The 17,258-nt window shown below is 36.8% G+C and carries 17 protein-coding genes; 13 read left to right on the top strand and 4 right to left on the bottom strand.

What is annotated here, in order from left to right; translation table 11 throughout:
• Position 1 precedes the first annotated feature (1 nt).
• From A3EE_RS0117245 to A3EE_RS0117260, 4 genes are all read right to left on the bottom strand, one after another.
• Positions 2-1,063 carry an efflux RND transporter periplasmic adaptor subunit gene (locus A3EE_RS0117245; RefSeq protein WP_018344690.1) on the bottom strand — a complete coding sequence of 354 codons (1,062 nt, stop codon included), beginning with the start codon at positions 1,061-1,063 and terminating at the stop codon, positions 2-4.
• Positions 1,064-1,086: 23 nt separating this feature from the next.
• Positions 1,087-2,415, bottom strand: a complete 1,329-nt coding sequence (locus A3EE_RS0117250; RefSeq protein WP_018344691.1) for a TolC family protein — start codon at positions 2,413-2,415, stop codon at positions 1,087-1,089.
• Positions 2,416-2,485: 70 nt separating this feature from the next.
• The gene (locus A3EE_RS0117255; RefSeq protein ID WP_018344692.1) at positions 2,486-2,956 is read right to left on the bottom strand and encodes a GbsR/MarR family transcriptional regulator; all 471 of its coding nucleotides are present in this window, start codon (positions 2,954-2,956) and stop codon (positions 2,486-2,488) included.
• Positions 2,957-3,285: 329 nt separating this feature from the next.
• Positions 3,286-3,558, bottom strand: a complete 273-nt coding sequence (locus A3EE_RS0117260) for an HU family DNA-binding protein (RefSeq protein WP_018344693.1) — start codon at positions 3,556-3,558, stop codon at positions 3,286-3,288.
• Positions 3,559-4,171: 613 nt separating this feature from the next.
• On the opposite strand from A3EE_RS0117260, the gene mraZ reads away from it, so the two are divergent.
• From mraZ to A3EE_RS0117325, 13 genes are read left to right on the top strand one after another with little or no spacing between them, the layout of a single operon-like run.
• Complete coding sequence (gene mraZ / locus A3EE_RS0117265) at positions 4,172-4,627, top strand: division/cell wall cluster transcriptional repressor MraZ (protein WP_018344694.1); 456 nt, start codon at positions 4,172-4,174, stop codon at positions 4,625-4,627.
• A gap of 6 nt (positions 4,628-4,633) precedes the next feature.
• On the top strand, positions 4,634-5,530 hold the full coding sequence (gene rsmH / locus A3EE_RS0117270) for a 16S rRNA (cytosine(1402)-N(4))-methyltransferase RsmH (protein ID WP_018344695.1): 897 nt from the start codon (positions 4,634-4,636) through the stop codon (positions 5,528-5,530).
• A gap of 4 nt (positions 5,531-5,534) precedes the next feature.
• The gene (locus tag A3EE_RS0117275) at positions 5,535-5,942 is read left to right on the top strand and encodes an FtsL-like putative cell division protein (RefSeq protein ID WP_018344696.1); all 408 of its coding nucleotides are present in this window, start codon (positions 5,535-5,537) and stop codon (positions 5,940-5,942) included.
• Positions 5,932-8,034 (top strand): penicillin-binding protein, encoded by a 2,103-nt coding sequence (locus A3EE_RS0117280; RefSeq protein ID WP_026209848.1) that lies wholly within the window; start codon positions 5,932-5,934, stop codon positions 8,032-8,034. Before A3EE_RS0117275 ends, A3EE_RS0117280 begins: the two co-directional genes overlap by 11 nt.
• A 1-nt stretch (position 8,035) precedes the next feature.
• Positions 8,036-9,496: a UDP-N-acetylmuramoyl-L-alanyl-D-glutamate--2,6-diaminopimelate ligase gene (locus A3EE_RS0117285; RefSeq protein ID WP_018344698.1), complete on the top strand. Its 1,461-nt coding sequence runs from the start codon at positions 8,036-8,038 to the stop codon at positions 9,494-9,496.
• Between the two features lie 4 nt (positions 9,497-9,500).
• Positions 9,501-9,875, top strand: a complete 375-nt coding sequence (locus A3EE_RS0117290) for a hypothetical protein (protein ID WP_018344699.1) — start codon at positions 9,501-9,503, stop codon at positions 9,873-9,875.
• Positions 9,876-9,878: 3 nt separating this feature from the next.
• On the top strand, positions 9,879-10,250 hold the full coding sequence (locus A3EE_RS0117295; RefSeq protein WP_018344700.1) for a four helix bundle protein: 372 nt from the start codon (positions 9,879-9,881) through the stop codon (positions 10,248-10,250).
• Positions 10,250-11,461 carry a phospho-N-acetylmuramoyl-pentapeptide-transferase gene (gene mraY / locus A3EE_RS0117300; protein ID WP_018344701.1) on the top strand — a complete coding sequence of 404 codons (1,212 nt, stop codon included), beginning with the start codon at positions 10,250-10,252 and terminating at the stop codon, positions 11,459-11,461. The genes A3EE_RS0117295 and mraY overlap by 1 nt, the downstream gene beginning before the upstream one ends.
• Positions 11,462-11,464: 3 nt before the next feature.
• Positions 11,465-12,817 (top strand): UDP-N-acetylmuramoyl-L-alanine--D-glutamate ligase, encoded by a 1,353-nt coding sequence (gene murD, locus A3EE_RS0117305; RefSeq protein WP_018344702.1) that lies wholly within the window; start codon positions 11,465-11,467, stop codon positions 12,815-12,817.
• Between the two features lie 10 nt (positions 12,818-12,827).
• Positions 12,828-13,982: an FtsW/RodA/SpoVE family cell cycle protein gene (locus tag A3EE_RS0117310; protein WP_018344703.1), complete on the top strand. Its 1,155-nt coding sequence runs from the start codon at positions 12,828-12,830 to the stop codon at positions 13,980-13,982.
• Positions 13,969-15,078, top strand: coding sequence for an undecaprenyldiphospho-muramoylpentapeptide beta-N-acetylglucosaminyltransferase (gene murG / locus A3EE_RS0117315; protein WP_018344704.1), 1,110 nt, complete (start codon positions 13,969-13,971; stop codon positions 15,076-15,078). The genes A3EE_RS0117310 and murG overlap by 14 nt, the downstream gene beginning before the upstream one ends.
• Positions 15,075-16,472: a UDP-N-acetylmuramate--L-alanine ligase gene (murC, locus tag A3EE_RS0117320; RefSeq protein WP_018344705.1), complete on the top strand. Its 1,398-nt coding sequence runs from the start codon at positions 15,075-15,077 to the stop codon at positions 16,470-16,472. Before murG ends, murC begins: the two co-directional genes overlap by 4 nt.
• Positions 16,456-17,253 carry a cell division protein FtsQ/DivIB gene (locus tag A3EE_RS0117325; RefSeq protein WP_018344706.1) on the top strand — a complete coding sequence of 266 codons (798 nt, stop codon included), beginning with the start codon at positions 16,456-16,458 and terminating at the stop codon, positions 17,251-17,253. Before murC ends, A3EE_RS0117325 begins: the two co-directional genes overlap by 17 nt.
• Positions 17,254-17,258: the final 5 nt, after the last annotated feature.

Consider the following 17,258-nt stretch of genomic DNA (forward strand, 5'->3'; position numbering starts at 1 on the left):
TTTATTTGTTGCCTACAATGCTTATGATACTTCCATCAAACAAGTTGATCTGACCGTTGATTACAATCTGTTCTCCAACCTGTAAACCATTCACAACTTCAACATATTCGCCGGATTCACGACCGGTAACAATTTTACGTACTGCTACTTTATTGCCAGTCACCACATATACATAAGGATTTTTTAAACCTTCTGCCAATGCAATTTTAGGAATTTGTATTGCAGTGGTATTGCTTTCGAAATTGAATGCTACCATTACATAGGTACCGGCCTTTAAGATATTTTTTCCATTGTTTTCAATTAAAACTTCTACCAGATAATTGTGGCTTGCATCGCCTTTTGGACTGATGAAAGAAATTTTCCCTTTGAATACATTTCCCGGAAAAACTTCTGTTGAAACAGATACGCTTTGTCCTAGTTTTAAACGGTAAGCATCTTTTTCATTTACATACACAACACCTTTCAATTTTTGAATGTTTACGATGGTTGCGATTACCGTACCAATGTTTGCAAATTCTCCGACATTCAAACTTTTGCTTGAAATGATTCCGCTGAAAGGTGCTACAATATTGCCATCCGAAATTTGCTTTCTGATCTGATCCGCTTCAATACGTTTGTTGTCATAAGCATATTTCGCATCAATCATATTTGTTTCTGTAGCAGCTTTACCTTCATACAATTCTTTTGTACGTTCGTAATCTCTTTTTAATTTTGCTTCAGATAATTCAATCGCTTCCAGATTCAGTTGTTTTAATTGTGAATCAATTGTACCAATAATCTGTCCTTTGCTTACGTGCGAACCATTTTCAATAGACAGGCGTGTTATTTTCCCAGCAACATTGACCGCAATTTTTGATTCTTCAATCGGTGCAAGGGATGCAGGTAAATTGAATGAACTGCCCAGACTTTTTTCTTCTACCGCTGCAACCGCTACCGAAACAGGTATTTTAGAGCGATCAACAATCTGTTTGCTTTCATTAATTTTCTTTTTGTTGCTAACAAGCTTGAATGTAACAAGCGCTACAAGAGCTAAAATTCCGCCGATGATTAATATTTTTTTCATAGGTATATATGATTAATAAAGTATTACAGTTTTTGTGCAAATGGAATTAATGTGCCGTTCGCTTTTTCGTTGTTTAATGTTGAAGACAGTAAATTCAACATGGAAGTGATGTAATTGTTTTGTGCCTCTTTCAATGAATACTCTGCGTTCAGAAGATCCGTCAATGTTCCCATTCCTTTTTGGTATTGAAGATTTGTTATGTCAAAAACTTCCTGAGCCAGATTTAAATTTTCTTTGTTGTTGGCAACATCGTTGTATGATTTTTGTAATTGTGTATTCGCATTCAATGCCTGCAGTTTTAATGTATTGTTTGTTATGATGAAATTCTTTTGAAGATTCATAAGATTCAATTCACTTTGTTTCAATTGACTTTCTTTTCTAAAACCGCTGAATACAGGAATACTTAATTTTAAACCTATAGCAGAGTAATCAAACCATGTATGAAAAAGATTGTTGGATGCCTGACTGTAGGATTGTGCTCCATATCTTGCATAGCCCGTTAATGTTGGGTAGTAAGCAGCTCTTTTACGTTTCACATCAATTTCCTGCAAGTGTATTTTTTGAGAATTAATTTTATATGTGAACAATTGTGTTTCATCGAAATCACTGGCCTTTGATGTTGGAATCAATCGTTCGTAATCCAGAGAATCATTGATTGTAAGCTTCTCGTCCAAAGTCATACCCATAGCATCTTTAAGCTTATTCAGCGCAAGGTCTCTATTGGTTTCTGCAAGTGTTTTTTCTGCAACAATATTTTTATAGGTTACAAGAATCCGGTTGTAATCTACTTGTGTAGCTGTACCTTTTTCATATTGTAACTTTTTTATACTTAAAAGTTCTTTGTATTTATTTTCATTGATAGATAGAATACGAATTTTTTCACCATAGATCGCCGCTTCAATATAGGCTGCAGTTGTATTGTAGATCAGTGTTTCCTGATTTTGTTGGGCGTTCAATGCGGCAATTTCTTTATTGGGCGTATTTGCTTTGATCCCATAGATCATGGATTGATCAAAGATGGTTTGATCCAATTGTAATACAGAAGTTGTTGCATAACGTTGTCCCATCTGGAATTTTCTTGCATCCGGTCCGAAAGGGCCGCCACCTGGAATAATGGATGTTGCCAGCTTAAGGTTGTTGTCAAAATTTGTGACAAGCGCTACTTGAGGTAAGTAACCCGCTAAGGCTTCACGTCCTTGTTGGTTCGCAATTTCAACATTGTTTTGGTAAACCTGATTACTTAAATGATTTGTTAAACTATAGTCGATACACTGCTTAAGTGTAAGTTTTTGCTGTGCCATCGCTTGAGTGGCGGTGATCACGAGCATCAGACCCAGGATGTAAAGTCTCATTGTGATAGATGTTTATTTAATGTATTGATTGAAGTCGGTTGAGTGTAAATAATATTGTTGTGTTTGAATATTATTTTTTTGTTGCCTTCCATCGCTCAATTAATGATGGAATTTCTTTATGAAAGAAGCTCATAAAACTATGGATCTCTTTTAAGCTCTCATTGAATTGAGGAGTAGAATCAGGTCGTTGCTCAATAATCTCTTTCATAAGAGAATGCATGGTAATAACTCCTTCCATTTTTTCTTTCATGTGATTTTTCCAGTTTGTAATTGTTGCTCTGAAATAGCGTTTCCGTTCGCCCGGATTGGTAAAATATTCGATGCGTTTTGTATTAATTAATAAGTTAATTGCTGTGCTTGTTGCACTTTTACTGATGTTGAGTGCATCTTTAATTTCATCGAATGTCAATTCGTTTCTGTCAGCAATCAATAAGAGAGCGAGTATGCGTGCACCCGCAGGATGAAATCCTTCGTGTTCATAAAACACACCTAGTTGTTCTATAAGTACGCGTTGTTTTTCAGTTATAATTTCCTTCGTCATCTCTAAAAGTGTTAAGTTTGTTTCTTTAATGTTGTAAAGTTATGAAATATTTAATTAGTTCTGAAACTAAAGAACCAAATTTATTACATACGATAAGTTTATTTTAATTATCAGTTAGTGAGGTATTTGTATGTTAATTTAAATGCAGATGACAGCAAAAATATTGAAAAATGACATTTTAAGATGTTTTTCTATCTTTTGAAACTAGATCAGGGATTTGAAGAAAGAGAGAAATAAGATAAGATCTAAATGTTATGGAAACTAAAAGGCAATAAAAAAACCCAATCGGTTCGACTGGGTTTTTTTATGTAAAAAAGTGGGATGGTTAATTACTTAACTTTTTTAGTAAGATCAGAACCAGCTTTGAATTTAACTACTTTTTTAGCTTTGATTTTAATCACTTTACCAGTTTGTGGGTTTCTACCGTTACGAGCTGCACGTGTAGCAGTTTTAAATGTACCGAAACCAATCAATACAACTGATTCACCTTTTTTAAGCGCTTTACCAGTAGCATTAAGGAATGCGTCTAAAGCTCTTTTAGAATCTGCTTTAGTTAATTTTGATTCAACTGCAATAGCATCGATTAATTCTGCCTTGTTCATAGTGTGTAGTTTTTGTTTGTAAAAGTTAAAATTGTTTTACGAAATTATAGGAAAACCCTTAGCCCGCAAGCGCTTCAGCAATAATTTATCCAGTTGTTGATAACTTTATTGTAATTCACATTTTCTGTAGGCTACGTTAATAGGGAGATAGCGTGCTAAAGTACAATTTTATACTGAGCTGTTTTTTCAAATATATTTTTAATATTATTTATGTATCCCTTTATTCATGGGTTTTATAAGAATAGTTGCAACTTATTGACATTTATTTTTACGATGTGGATATAGTAATATTTCAATCCGTTAATTCAATAATCTTTTTATCGGGCACGTCTCAAGCCTTTATGCTCGGGACTTTAAAGAGGTTCTTCATATATATGTTTTATATCATCTTGTGGTATGCAATCAAAACGTGCTTCTACATAATTCGATGAATTGAATTCGCAACGTGAATAAAGGCGTGTGTAACATCTGAATAAATGTTGGAAAAGGTGTTATTTTTCCACAAAATGGTTTAAATTGATATAAATGTGGGTTAAAGTGGGTCTTTGTGGTTGGATTTTGCTTTTTCTTTTTTAAATTTGAATTAACCAATTGTAAATCAGTATAAATATATATGGGGTTCTTTTCAGGGGAATATGACTGTACAGTAGATGCGAAGGGCCGTATGGTCCTGCCTGCTCGTATTAAGTCCAATTTGCCCGAATTAGACGCCGGTAATGTTGTGCTTACTAGAGGCTTTGAGGCCTGTATCGTATTGTATTCTCAAACGGAATTCAAAAAAATATACTCTAAGGTCTCCGGTTTGAATGAATTCAGCGAAGAATACAGAGTCTTTCAACGGAATTTCTTTAGAGGCATCAATGAGGTTGAACTGGATAATAATGGACGCTTGCTTATTCCTAAGATGCTTCTAGGGCATGCACAGCTGGATAAGGACGTTACAGTTGTGGGGATGGGGAACCGTGTTGAGATCTGGTCGCCCGACTTATATCAGAAATATCTAATTCAGGACTCTTCGGAATTGGCTCAATTAGCAGAAAAATATTTAGCACCAACAAAAAAAGAATAAAGACATATGTATCACGTTCCGGTTTTATTAAAAGAAAGTATTGAAGGCTTAGCTATTAACCCGGAAGGAATCTACGTCGATGTAACATTCGGTGGAGGTGGCCACAGCCGCGAGATTCTGAAACATTTAAAAGGCGGTAAACTATACGCTTTTGACCAGGATGCCGATGCGGTTGATAACGCAAAGGATCTGATCGGTCCCAACTTCACTCTTATCCCTGCAAACTTTCGATATATAAAAAAATATTTACGACTGAATGGTGTAGATAAAGTGGATGGTCTATTAGGTGATCTGGGTATTTCATCACATCAGATCGATACACCTGAAAGAGGATTTTCTATTCGCTACGATGCTCCATTGGATATGCGTATGGATCGTGCCATTGATAAAACAGCGGCGGATATTATAAACAAATATTCTGAACACGGATTACATAGCATCTTAGGTATGTATGGTGAAGTGCGTAATGCAAAAACACTTGCACAGGCATTGGTTAAAAATCGAATTAACAAACCCATCAATCGTACATCCGAATTAATTGCAGTCTTATCCGAGTACGCACCCAAAGGCAAAGAAAGTAAATACTATGCACAGGTTTTCCAGGCACTTCGAATTGAAGTGAACGAAGAACTTGAAGCATTAAAAGATTTATTGGAACAAAGTCAGCAAGTATTGAAATCCGGCGGACGCCTTTCAATTATCAGTTATCACTCGCTTGAAGATCGTTTGGTAAAAAACTTTGTACAGCATGGAAAATTTCATGGTGATGCTGAAAAGGATTTGTATGGAAATACAAACAAACCTTTTAAAGCAATAGGCAAAGCAATCGATCCGGACGACGAAGAGAAAGAACGCAACAACCGTGCACGCAGTGCACGCTTAAGAATAGCAGAACGCGAATAAGCAGATGGCAAAAAATACAGTAAGATCTACTCCGGAGCCACAGGTTGAAGAACCTATCGAGCAAGACGTTAAACCGTCGGGCAAAGGAGTATTTTCTATGGTAGATAAATACATACCGATCGGACAAATATTTAACGAAGGGTTACCTGTTCAATATGTTCCCAAGGTATTGTTTTTTGCATTTGTAATGATGATGTATATAGCCAATGCACATTATGCAGATAAGCTTGTTCGTAAAATAGCTAAGATGAATTCAGAAGTGAATGATTTGAGAGCAGATTATACCACGCTTAAAGCAGATCTGATGTTTAAAAGCAAACAATCAGAAGTAGCAAAGCAAGTTGAAAATTTAGGTTTAAAAGAAAGTACCGAGCCACCAATAAAAATAACAGAGAAGCAGCGTGAATATTAAAAAATCCATCGTCCTTCGAATTCGTGTTGCCTTTTTGGTTACACTGTTATTTTCTTTCGCAATTGGATATAAGATCATCAATATTCAATTTATTAAAAGCGAAAGATGGGCGAAGCTGCATGAAGAAAATATTCTTGACTTTAAAGATGTAAAACCAACACGCGGTAATATTTTTTCTGCTGACGGAAGTTTGCTGGCTACCTCTTTACCTTTCTACAGACTTTGCATTGATCCTGTGATTGTAGAGAATGATGTATATAGAAAGGGAATAGATCAGTTGTCGAAAAATCTTTCTGCGTATTTTAAGGACAAGTCTGCAAGTGAGTATAAAAGAAAGATCAATGATGCCAGAAGGGGCAACAAAAGATATATTGTTCTGAATCACAAACTGATCAATTATCAGGATAAAAAAGAAATGACGGAATGGCCTATTTTTTCTGAAGGAAGATCTAAAGGTGGTGTTGTGTTTGAAAAGGTTGATAAACGATTTATGCCTTTCTCATTTTTGGCGCAACGGACTGTTGGATTCGTAAATGAAGAAAATCATGGTGCAGGTTTGGAATATAGTTTCAATAAAGAATTAGCAGGTAAAAACGGAAAAGCATTATTCAAAAAAATATCCGGAGGAAACTGGAAACCTGTTCACGATGAAAATGAAATTACTCCGGTGGATGGTATTGACATTGTTACAACAATTGATATAAATATTCAGGATGTAGCTGAAGCATCACTTCGGAACCACTTGGCAGCACACGATGCAGATTATGGTTGTGTGGTATTGATGGAAGTTGCAACGGGTGAAATTAAAGCCATAGCGAATTTAGGAAAAGTGGCAGAAGGACGTTATGCTGAAAATTATAACTATGCAATCGGTAATCAAGGGTTAACAGAACCTGGCTCTACCTTTAAACTTGCATCGGTAATTGCGTTGTTTGAAGATACGGATATTAATCTGGCAGATACGATTGATACAGGTAATGGAGAATATGAATTTTATGATCGGATCATGCGTGATTCCAAGCCGGGTGGCTATGGAAAGATCACCTTGCAGCAAGCATTCGAAAAATCATCAAACATTGCAATTTCAAAAAAGGTAAACGAATATTTTGGGGCGAAGCCGGATAAATTTCTTGAATACATTCAAAAGATGGGCTTAACAGAGCCTGTTGTATTTCAGATGGACGGTGTTGCAAAACCTTATTTTAAAACAACTGCTTCTAAAACATGGAGTGGTACCACGCTTCCATGGATGTCGATTGGTTATGAATTAAGCATGTCGCCTATTCATACACTATCTTTTTACAATGCCATTGCAAACAACGGTAAAATGGTTCGGCCAATGATTGTAAAAGAAACCCGTGTAGCAGATCATGTACTTGATAAGTATGACACAGAAGTGGTGGTTGATAAAATTTGCTCGGATGAAACATTGCGTAAAGTAAAAATAATGCTGGAAGGTGTTGTTGAAAGCGGCACGGCAACGAACATTAAAAATGTCAATTATAAAATTGGAGGTAAAACAGGCACGGCTCAACGGTTGGTAAAGCAAAGATATACGCAAACATATTATACTTCTTTTGTTGGCTACTTTCCTGCTGATCGTCCGAAGTACAGCTGCATTGTAGTGATTGATAATCCGAAAGGATTTAATTTATATGGTTCAGATGTTGCTGCGCCTGTATTTAAAGAAGTAGCAGATAAAATATTTGCGCAGGATCTGGAATTGCATACACCAATCGTTCCTCAGGAACTGGTTAACACAGGCATTTATCCAACCATTAAGGGTGGTTTGTTTGATGATTTGAAATATTTATGTGATGCGCTGAAGATACCACATCATAAAGGTGCCAATGCAAACGATGATTGGGTTACTTCGCATTTAGAAAATAAAACAGTGATCTGGTACGATCGGAAAATAGTTACAGGCATTGTACCGGATGTAACAGGTCTACGATTGAAAGATGCGTTATACATTCTGGAAAATGTAGGATTGCATGTACAGTATCAGGGAACGGGAAGGGTTGTTTCGCAATCCATCACTAAAGGTACCAGATATAATAAGGGGAATTATATCACTATTGTTTTAAACTAATATGCAGATAAAAGATTTAATATATAAGGTCTCTTTAATTTCTGTATCTGGAAGAACAGATATAGATGTTACTGCTATATGCTTTGATTCACGCAAAGTGGAAAAAGGCTCTATGTTTATTGCAGTAAGAGGTGTAAGCAGCGATGGACATTCTTATATCAATGATGTTATTAAAAAAGGAGCTACAACAGTTGTTTGTGAAGAGCTTCCGGTTATAGATGGAGAAACAGATTGTACAATCATTCAGGTTAAAGATACATCTGAAGCGTTAGGAATTATTGCCTCAAATTTTTATAACAGTCCTTCTTCTAAATTAAAACTGGTTGGTATTACCGGTACAAATGGTAAAACAACTACAGTGACTTTGTTGTATCGTTTGTTTAGAAAACTGGGTTATAAAACAGGTCTTATATCTACGGTAGAAAACAGAATTGAAGATAATGTTATTGAGTCTACACATACAACACCAGATGCAATTTCATTAAACAAGCTTCTTGCAGATATGGTGGCTGCGGGCTGCACGCATTGTTTCATGGAAGTGAGTTCGCATGCTGCTGTGCAAAGACGTATTGCTGGATTAAATTTTGCAGGAGCATTATTCAGTAATATTACACACGATCACCTGGATTATCATAAAACATTTGATGAATACATCAAAGCTAAAAAAATGTTTTTTGATGGTTTACCAAATGATTCTTTTGCGCTTATTAACGCAGACGATAAGAGAGGTCGGGTGATGATACAAAATACGCGTGCAAAAACATATACCTATTCGTTGCTTGCAATGGCAGATTTCAAAGGCAAACTGATTTCTACTACGATGCATGGTTTGGAAATGGATGTAGATGGCTTTCAGGCGTGGTTTAGATTGATAGGGAATTTTAATGCATATAATTTACTGGCTGTATATGGTGCAGCAGTATTGTTGGGAGAAGATAAAGAAGAAGTACTGATGCAGCTGTCTTCGATTGAAGCAGCGCACGGACGTTTTGAACAGTATCAGTCTTCTACAAATATTTCTGTGATTGTTGATTATGCGCATACGCCTGATGCATTGAAAAATGTATTGGAAACAATTACGGAATTAAAAGAATCGCATAAGATCATTACAGTTATTGGTTGTGGAGGTAATCGCGATGCAGCGAAGAGACCTGTGATGGCTGATATTGCCTGCCAATTCAGTGATCATATAATTTTGACTTCCGATAATCCACGTGACGAAGATCCTCAGGCAATCCTTTCTGAAATGGACAAAGGAGTTCGTGTGGTTGATAAGAAAAAAGTATTGACAGTATTGGATCGAAAAGAAGCAATAAAAATAGCCTGTACGTTGGCTGCACCCGGAGATATCTTATTGATCGCAGGGAAAGGTCATGAAACCTATCAGGAAATTAAGGGCGTGAAATATCCGTTCGACGACCGTTTAATAGTTAAAGAAGTGTTAGACACATTAGGCAAGTAATAGTATGATGAGTTCTTTTTTAGAAATAAAACATTTTAACCAAACAACTGTAAGGTATTCAGTTGAACGGTTTGTCGTTTTGTTAAACGATGTGAATCGTGAAGATCTTTCAGAGCGAATTGATTTGCTGTATAAAGAAATTGTAAATGCATTGCATCATGCAGAAATTTCTAAAACAAATCACGAATACAGATTGAATATGTTATCTGCTTCAAAGCAATCAAAAGGCTTATTGAATTTGATTCGATTTATTAAAATATATAAAATAATACCGGTCCTGGAAGAAGATTACAAAGACTTTACAGAGTTAGTGGATCAAATCGAACAGGCAAGAAGAAATACAAATATACGTGCAAACGCTTTTAAATCTATAGACTAGTCAATGACTTACGAACTATTAAGTAACCGAACTTTTGAACTGTCCAATAGGATTATGGATCTCTATTCTATTCTGTTAAAGAATAATGAAATGGAGTTGTCTGCAAGACTATTGAAATACGGGCTGTCTATACGTAAACATTCTGAAACTGCGTGGGCTTCTACTACACAGATGGATTTTACGGAGGCTATTTCTACTGCTTCTGAAATGTCAGTACAAACAAGGTACTGGTTGAAATTAATTCAGATGAAGCACCCGTTAAGTACCGAATGCGATGAATGTGTGGAGTTGTTAAATAACGTCATCAACATGTTAAATTATATTATCAGTCACAACGAGCAATATCATTTTCAACTTCAATACCAGTCGAACTAATGCTATACTACTTATTTGATTATTGGAACCATAAATACAACCTGCTGGGGGCTGGTGTATTTCAATACATTTCATTCCGTGCCGGAATGGCTGCATTTGTTTCGTTATTGATTGCGTTAGTTTTCGGAAAAAAAATCATCAGCTTCATACAAAATAAACAAATAGGTGAAACCATTAGAGATCTTGGATTAGAAGGTCAAATGGAGAAAAAAGGTACTCCAACAATGGGAGGACTTATGATCATTTTGTGTATCGTTGTTCCCACATTATTGTTTGCTAAGTTAGAGAACGTATACATTGTGTTGTTATTGATATCAACCATATGGCTTGGTTTTATTGGCTTCATGGATGATTACATAAAAGTATTTAAAAAGAATAAAGAAGGCTTACAAGGTAAATTTAAAATTGTTGGTCAGGTTACATTGGGTTTAATTGTTGGCTTAACCTTATTGTACAACTCCAGCGTTGTTATTCGTGAATATACGTTAGCAGACGGAAGCAAATCAACTATTCAAAGTTCTGCTGTATACAAAGATGTTGAATCAAGTCTAACAACAATTCCATTCATGAAAAACAATGAATTGGATTACGGTTCTATTTCATGTTTGATCACAGACAACTGCACACCGATTTTATATGTATTACTTGTGATTGTTGTTATTACCTCCGTTTCAAACGGTGCCAACATTACAGATGGTATTGATGGCTTGGCTGCAGGAACATCCGCGATCATTGCATTGACCTTAAGTATTTTTGCATATGTATCCGGGAATGCAATTTTTGCCAGCTACTTAAACATTATGTACATCCCGAACAGCGGTGAACTTGTGATCTTTGGAGCAGCGTTAATGGGAGCATGTATTGGTTTCCTTTGGTACAATTCTTATCCGGCTCAGGTATTCATGGGCGATACGGGAAGTCTTGCATTGGGTGGGGTAATCGCAGTTATGGCACTTGCTGTTCGAAAAGAATTATTGTTACCTGCAATATGCGGTATTTTCTTAATTGAAAATTTATCGGTGATCATCCAGGTGTCGTATTTCAAATACACAAAGAAAAAATATGGTGAGGGCAGAAGGATATTTAAAATGTCTCCATTACATCACCATTACCAAAAATCCGGATATCATGAAGCGAAGATCGTTACACGTTTCTGGATCGTTGGAATTCTATTGGCGATTCTTTCGCTGGCAACATTAAAATTAAGATAATTCATGAGTCAAAAAGTAGTCATATTGGGTTCAGGAGAAAGTGGTGTTGGTGCGGCTTTGCTATCAAAGGCAAGCGGCTATACTACTTTTGTATCGGATTCAAATGTGATTCCTGGTGCCTTTGTTAAAGAACTGGAAGATGCTTCCATTGCTTACGAACAAGGCAAACATTCCGAAGATATTATTTTATCTGCGGACATCATTGTTAAAAGTCCGGGTATTCCTGAAAAGGCACCCATCATGAAAACGATCCGTGCCAAAGGCATTGAGGTTATTTCAGAGATTGAATTTGCATACAGACATATTCATGAAGAAGCTGAGTTTATCGCCATCACAGGTAGCAATGGTAAAACGACGACTACCTTATTGACCTATCACATCCTGTCGAAGTTAGGCTATTCTGTTGGATTAGGCGGTAACATCGGTAAAAGCTTAGCAAGACAAATTATACAGGAGCAGAAGGATATATATGTTTTGGAATTGAGCAGTTTTCAGCTGGATGATATGTATACGTTTAAAGCAAATGTTGCTGTATTGCTGAACATCACTCCGGATCATTTAGATCGTTACGAGTATAATTTTGAAAACTATGTGGATTCTAAATTCAGGATCTTTCAGAATTTAACTCCTGCTGATTATTATATCACATACGCAGAAGATGAAGTTGTTGCAAATAAATTGAAGCATACATCAATCACTGCAAAGCATCTACCTGTTTCATTAAAGCAGTTGTACACTACAGGTGCTTATTCAGATGAAACAACGATTCAGATCAAAGATTTAACGAATAATACGGTTACTGCTGCTGTTGCTGATTTTCCGTTGAACGGAAAACATAATTACATCAATATTATGGCTGCTTTAAATGCGGTAATTGCAATAGGTGCAGACGTAGCAGAAAGTATTGAAGCAGTAAAAAGTTTCAGAAATGCTCCGCATCGTTTGGAATTTGTAGGTTCTATATATGGAGTAAAATACGTGAATGATTCAAAAGCTACCAATGTAGATTCTGTCTGGTATGCATTGGATAGTATGAAAACACCGGTTGTGTTGATTGTTGGTGGAGTAGATAAAGGAAACGATTATACGCAGATCGAATCCTTAGTAAAAGAAAAAGTACATACAGTGGTTGCCTTAGGAAAAGATAATTCAAAAGTATTGGCAGGTTTTTCTTCCATGGTTAAAGAAATAAAAGAAGCAGGCTCTATGCTGGAGGCGATTCGTATTGCACATGATTCTGCAAAACAAGGAGACACCGTATTGTTGTCGCCTGCTTGTGCAAGTTTCGACTTGTTCAAGAATTATGAAGATAGAGGGAATCAGTTTAGAAACTTAGTAATTGAATTAGCAGGTTAATTGTATAGATATGTTGAATCGCTTTACATACTGGTTGAAAGATAATTTGAAAGGGGATCCTTTCATATGGACTATTATTATAGTGCTTTCATTGATCAGTGTTGCAGTAGTATACAGTGCTTCAAGTGCGCTTGCATTTCAGAAAAAGGGAGGCGATACCGTGTATTATTTAATTAAGCATGGAGGTTTAATTATCGGCAGTTTGGTATTGGTATGGTTGGCACATAAAGTAGATTATAAATACTATTCCCGTTTAAGTCGTTTCGCATTAATTATTTCAGTACCTATTCTGGTCTTTACATTCCTTATGGGTGGCGAATTGAACGGTGCAAGCAGATGGCTTGTAATTCCTATTATCAATCAATCGTTTCAGCCTTCGGATTTAGCTAAGCTTGCATTGATTGCCAATCTGGCGAGTATGCTTGCTAAAAGACAAGCGAACATTGAAGACTTTAAAGAATCGTTTATTCCGATTGTATTGTGGTGCGGATTGATCTGTGGCTTGATCGCGCTTTCGAATTTATCTACGGCATTGATATTATTTTCTACTTGTCTATTATTGATGTTTATAGGTAGAGTGCCAATCAAATATTTATTCATGTTGGTTTTAGTTGGTGCAATATTTGGAACAATTGCATTGAAGATTGGTCAGCGTTTGGAAACAGCTATTAACAGGATAAAAGATTTCTTTAATGATTCAGGTGAATTACCGGATCAGGCGGAGCAAGCATTTATAGCGATATGGAATGGAGGGTTTTTCGGTAAAGGCCCAGGGAATAGTGATCTGAAATATTTTCTTCCGCAATCTTCTTCTGATTTTATTTATGCAATTATTATCGAAGAGTACGGATTTATAGGAGGCGTATTTGTCTTGTTCTTATACCTTGCTTTACTCTATAGAGGAATGAAAACCGTTGTGAATAGCGAACGCGCATATGGTGGTTTGTTATCTGCAGGTTTGGCATTTAGTCTTGTTGGTCAGGCAATGATCAATATGGGTGTAGCAGTAGGTTTGGGTCCGATTACAGGACAGCCACTACCCTTAGTAAGTATGGGAGGTACATCGTTATTGTTCACCGGACTTTCATTGGGAATTATATTGAGTGTAAGCAGAGGAGATATTTCAGAATCGAATTCATCAGAGCCAAAGTATGCAACAGCGTAATCCATATAGAGTAATTATCAGCGGCGGCGGTACAGGCGGACACATCTATCCGGCGGTAGCAATTGCAAATGAGATCAAAGCACGACATGCCGATGCAGAGATATTATTTGTAGGAGCTAAAGGACGTATGGAAATGCAGAAAGTTCCTGCAGCAGGTTATAAGATTGAAGGCTTATGGATCAGTGGTATTCAGCGTAAGTTGTCTTTGGATAATTTAGCGTTCCCATTAAAAGTTATCGCAAGTTATTTCAAAGCGAGAAAAATTGTTAAAACATTCAAGCCGGATATTGCAATCGGTGTAGGCGGATATGCAAGCTGGCCATTGTTGCAGGCGGCAAACTCTGCAGGTGTACCAACCTTGATACAGGAGCAGAATTCGTATGCAGGTATAGCGAATAAAGCATTGTCTAAAAAAGTTCGTGCAATCTGTGTTGCCTACGAACGTATGGAACGTTTCTTTCCGGGAGATAAAATTATTTATACCGGAAATCCTGTGCGCAAAGATATTGTTGATTACAAACAATTCGGAACAGGAGCACACGAGTTCTTTGGTTTGAAACCTGGTATACCAACCGTATTTGTTATGGGCGGAAGTTTGGGTGCACGTACAATTAACATTTCCATTGAACGCCATTTAGAAGAATTGAAGCAGGCAGGTGTTCAAGTATTGTGGCAGACAGGAAAATTTTATTACGAAAATTTAAAACAATATAATTCGGATACGATTAAAGTAACCGATTTTATTGCCGATATGAATAAAGCCTATGCAATGGCAGACGTAATTGTTTCCAGAGCAGGAGCTTTATCGATTTCAGAATTATCCATTGTTGGCAAGCCTTGTATTCTGGTCCCTTCGCCGAATGTGGCAGAGGACCATCAGACAAAAAATGCGAAAGCACTTTCTGAAAAAGATGCAGCCTGGATGGTTAAAGATATGAATGCGCCGGAGCAGCTGGTTCAAAAAGCATTGGAGTTATTGAAAGATACCGCTGCACAGGAAGTATTGACTAAAAATATTAAAGTCTTTGCAAGACCGAATGCAACTGAAAAGATTGCAGATAAGGTTATTGAAATAATGAATGAAGTAAAGAAGTGAATTTAACAAGTATACATAGCGTCTATTTAATTGGTATCGGTGGTATCGGTATGAGTGCTTTGGCCAGATGGTTCAAGCAGAATGGCTATGCGGTTGGAGGATATGATAAAACACCTTCTGATCTGACGCATGCATTAGAGGCAGAAGGAATGTGGGTGCACTATGCAGATAACGTTCAGGAAATTCCGGAAGCATTCAAAAAGAAAGATTCTTCACTTATCATTTATACGCCTGCAATTCCGGCAGAACATGTTGAATTGAATTTCTTCAGAGACAATCAATATCAACTATACAAACGTTCGCAGGTATTAGGTTTTTTAACAAAAGAGTTAAAAACAATTGGTATTGCAGGTACGCATGGTAAAACAACTACCTCGTCAATGGCTGCGCATATCATGTTTGAGTCGGGTCAACCATGCAGTGCCTTTCTAGGTGGTATTACACAAAATTACGGTACGAATCTATTGATTGGAAATCACGAAGATGGTGCCGGTTGGGTTGTTGCGGAAGCCGATGAATACGATCGTTCGTTCTTACAATTGAGTCCGGATATTGCTGTGATTAATAATATGGATCCGGATCATCTGGATATTTATTCAGACGTTCAGTCTTTTTATGATTCGTTTAATGAGTATCTGAAAAAGCTGAAGCCGGAAGGTATTGTGATCCGCAGAGTGGATGTGGATGTTCAGATTCCATCTCAGGCATCAAAGGCAGTAACGTTCGGAGAGTCTGTTGAAGCAGATTACAGAATTCAGAATGTGGTAGTAGAAGATGGTGGAGTTACATTCAGTATTGATCACGATTTTCTTCGTTGGAATAATATTCGTATTGAAATGCCGGGCATGCACAATGTAATGAATGCAACTGCTGCATTCCTGGCTTGTTATTATGCAGGAGTTTCCGTAGATTCTATAAAGCAGAGTTTACGCACGTTTGGTGGAGTAAAAAGAAGATTTGAATACATCTATAAAAACAATCAGCTTGTGTATGTAGATGATTATGCACATCATCCTACAGAATTGGAAGCATTGCTGAAGGCCGTGCGCATGGTATTTCCGGGGAAAAAGATCGCAACAATTTTTCAGCCGCATTTGTATACACGTACACGTGATTTTATGAATGAGTTTGCTCAAAGCCTTGCATTGACGGATGAGTTGTTGTTGATGGATATTTATCCAGCTCGCGAATTGCCGATTGAAGGAATTACATCAGAGGTATTATTGGATTTAATACCTTCGAAAAATAAACAAGTGGTACGAAAAGAAAATGTACTGCAGGAATTAGAAAAGTTGAATTTTGATGTTGTAGTTACAGCAGGGGCGGGAGATATAGACCGTTTTATTCAACCGATAAAATTGCTTTGTGAAAAAAGATATGGCAGAGGAAACTAAAACAAAGTCGAAGTGGAAGATCGGAGCTTCATTCTGGAACAAACTTACGTTTGGTCTGATGGGAGTTTTTATGTTCTTTTTGATCGGTTTTGTAGAGAACCAGCATGCCGAGAGAACCGTGAAGTCTACAGTGGTTCGGATCAATTACGAAGCCGATAATTACTTTGTAGATGAAACGGATATTCTTCGAACATTAACCATGAATGATGCAGATCAAATTGTGGGTAAAAAATATCGTGATATTGAATTGAAAAATCTAGAATTACGACTCGAAAGCATTAAATTTGTGGAAGATGCACAAATAAGCACAGATCACAAAGGAACCTTAATGGTTGAAATTATACAGAGCAAGCCAATTGCTAGAATCGTTAATCAAAATGGACCGCATGCTTATATCGGAAGCAATGCAACAGCACTGTCGACTTCTGATAAATTTACCTCTCGAGTTTTAATTATTGATGGACCGTTTTCTCCTAAGCTGATAAAAGAAAATTATTTATTGACGGACTCTGTCGGCAGTAAATATTTTGAAGTGATCCAGTTTATTGATAAAAGCGAGTATTGGAAAAAAATGATCGCTCAACTTACGTTGCAGGCAAATGGGAACATCCTTATGCAGCCTCAGATCGGTGATTATGAAATTCAATTCGGGAAGCCGGAAGATATTGAAAACAAGTTTAAAAAAATTGATATGTTCTTTAGAGATATACTTCCATCAAAAGGATGGGATGCATACAAAACAGTGAACGTGTCCTTTAATAATCAAATAGTCTGTGAATAATTTTT

This window comes from Cytophaga aurantiaca DSM 3654 (genome assembly GCF_000379725.1).
Lineage (GTDB): Bacteria > Bacteroidota > Bacteroidia > Cytophagales > Cytophagaceae > Cytophaga > Cytophaga aurantiaca.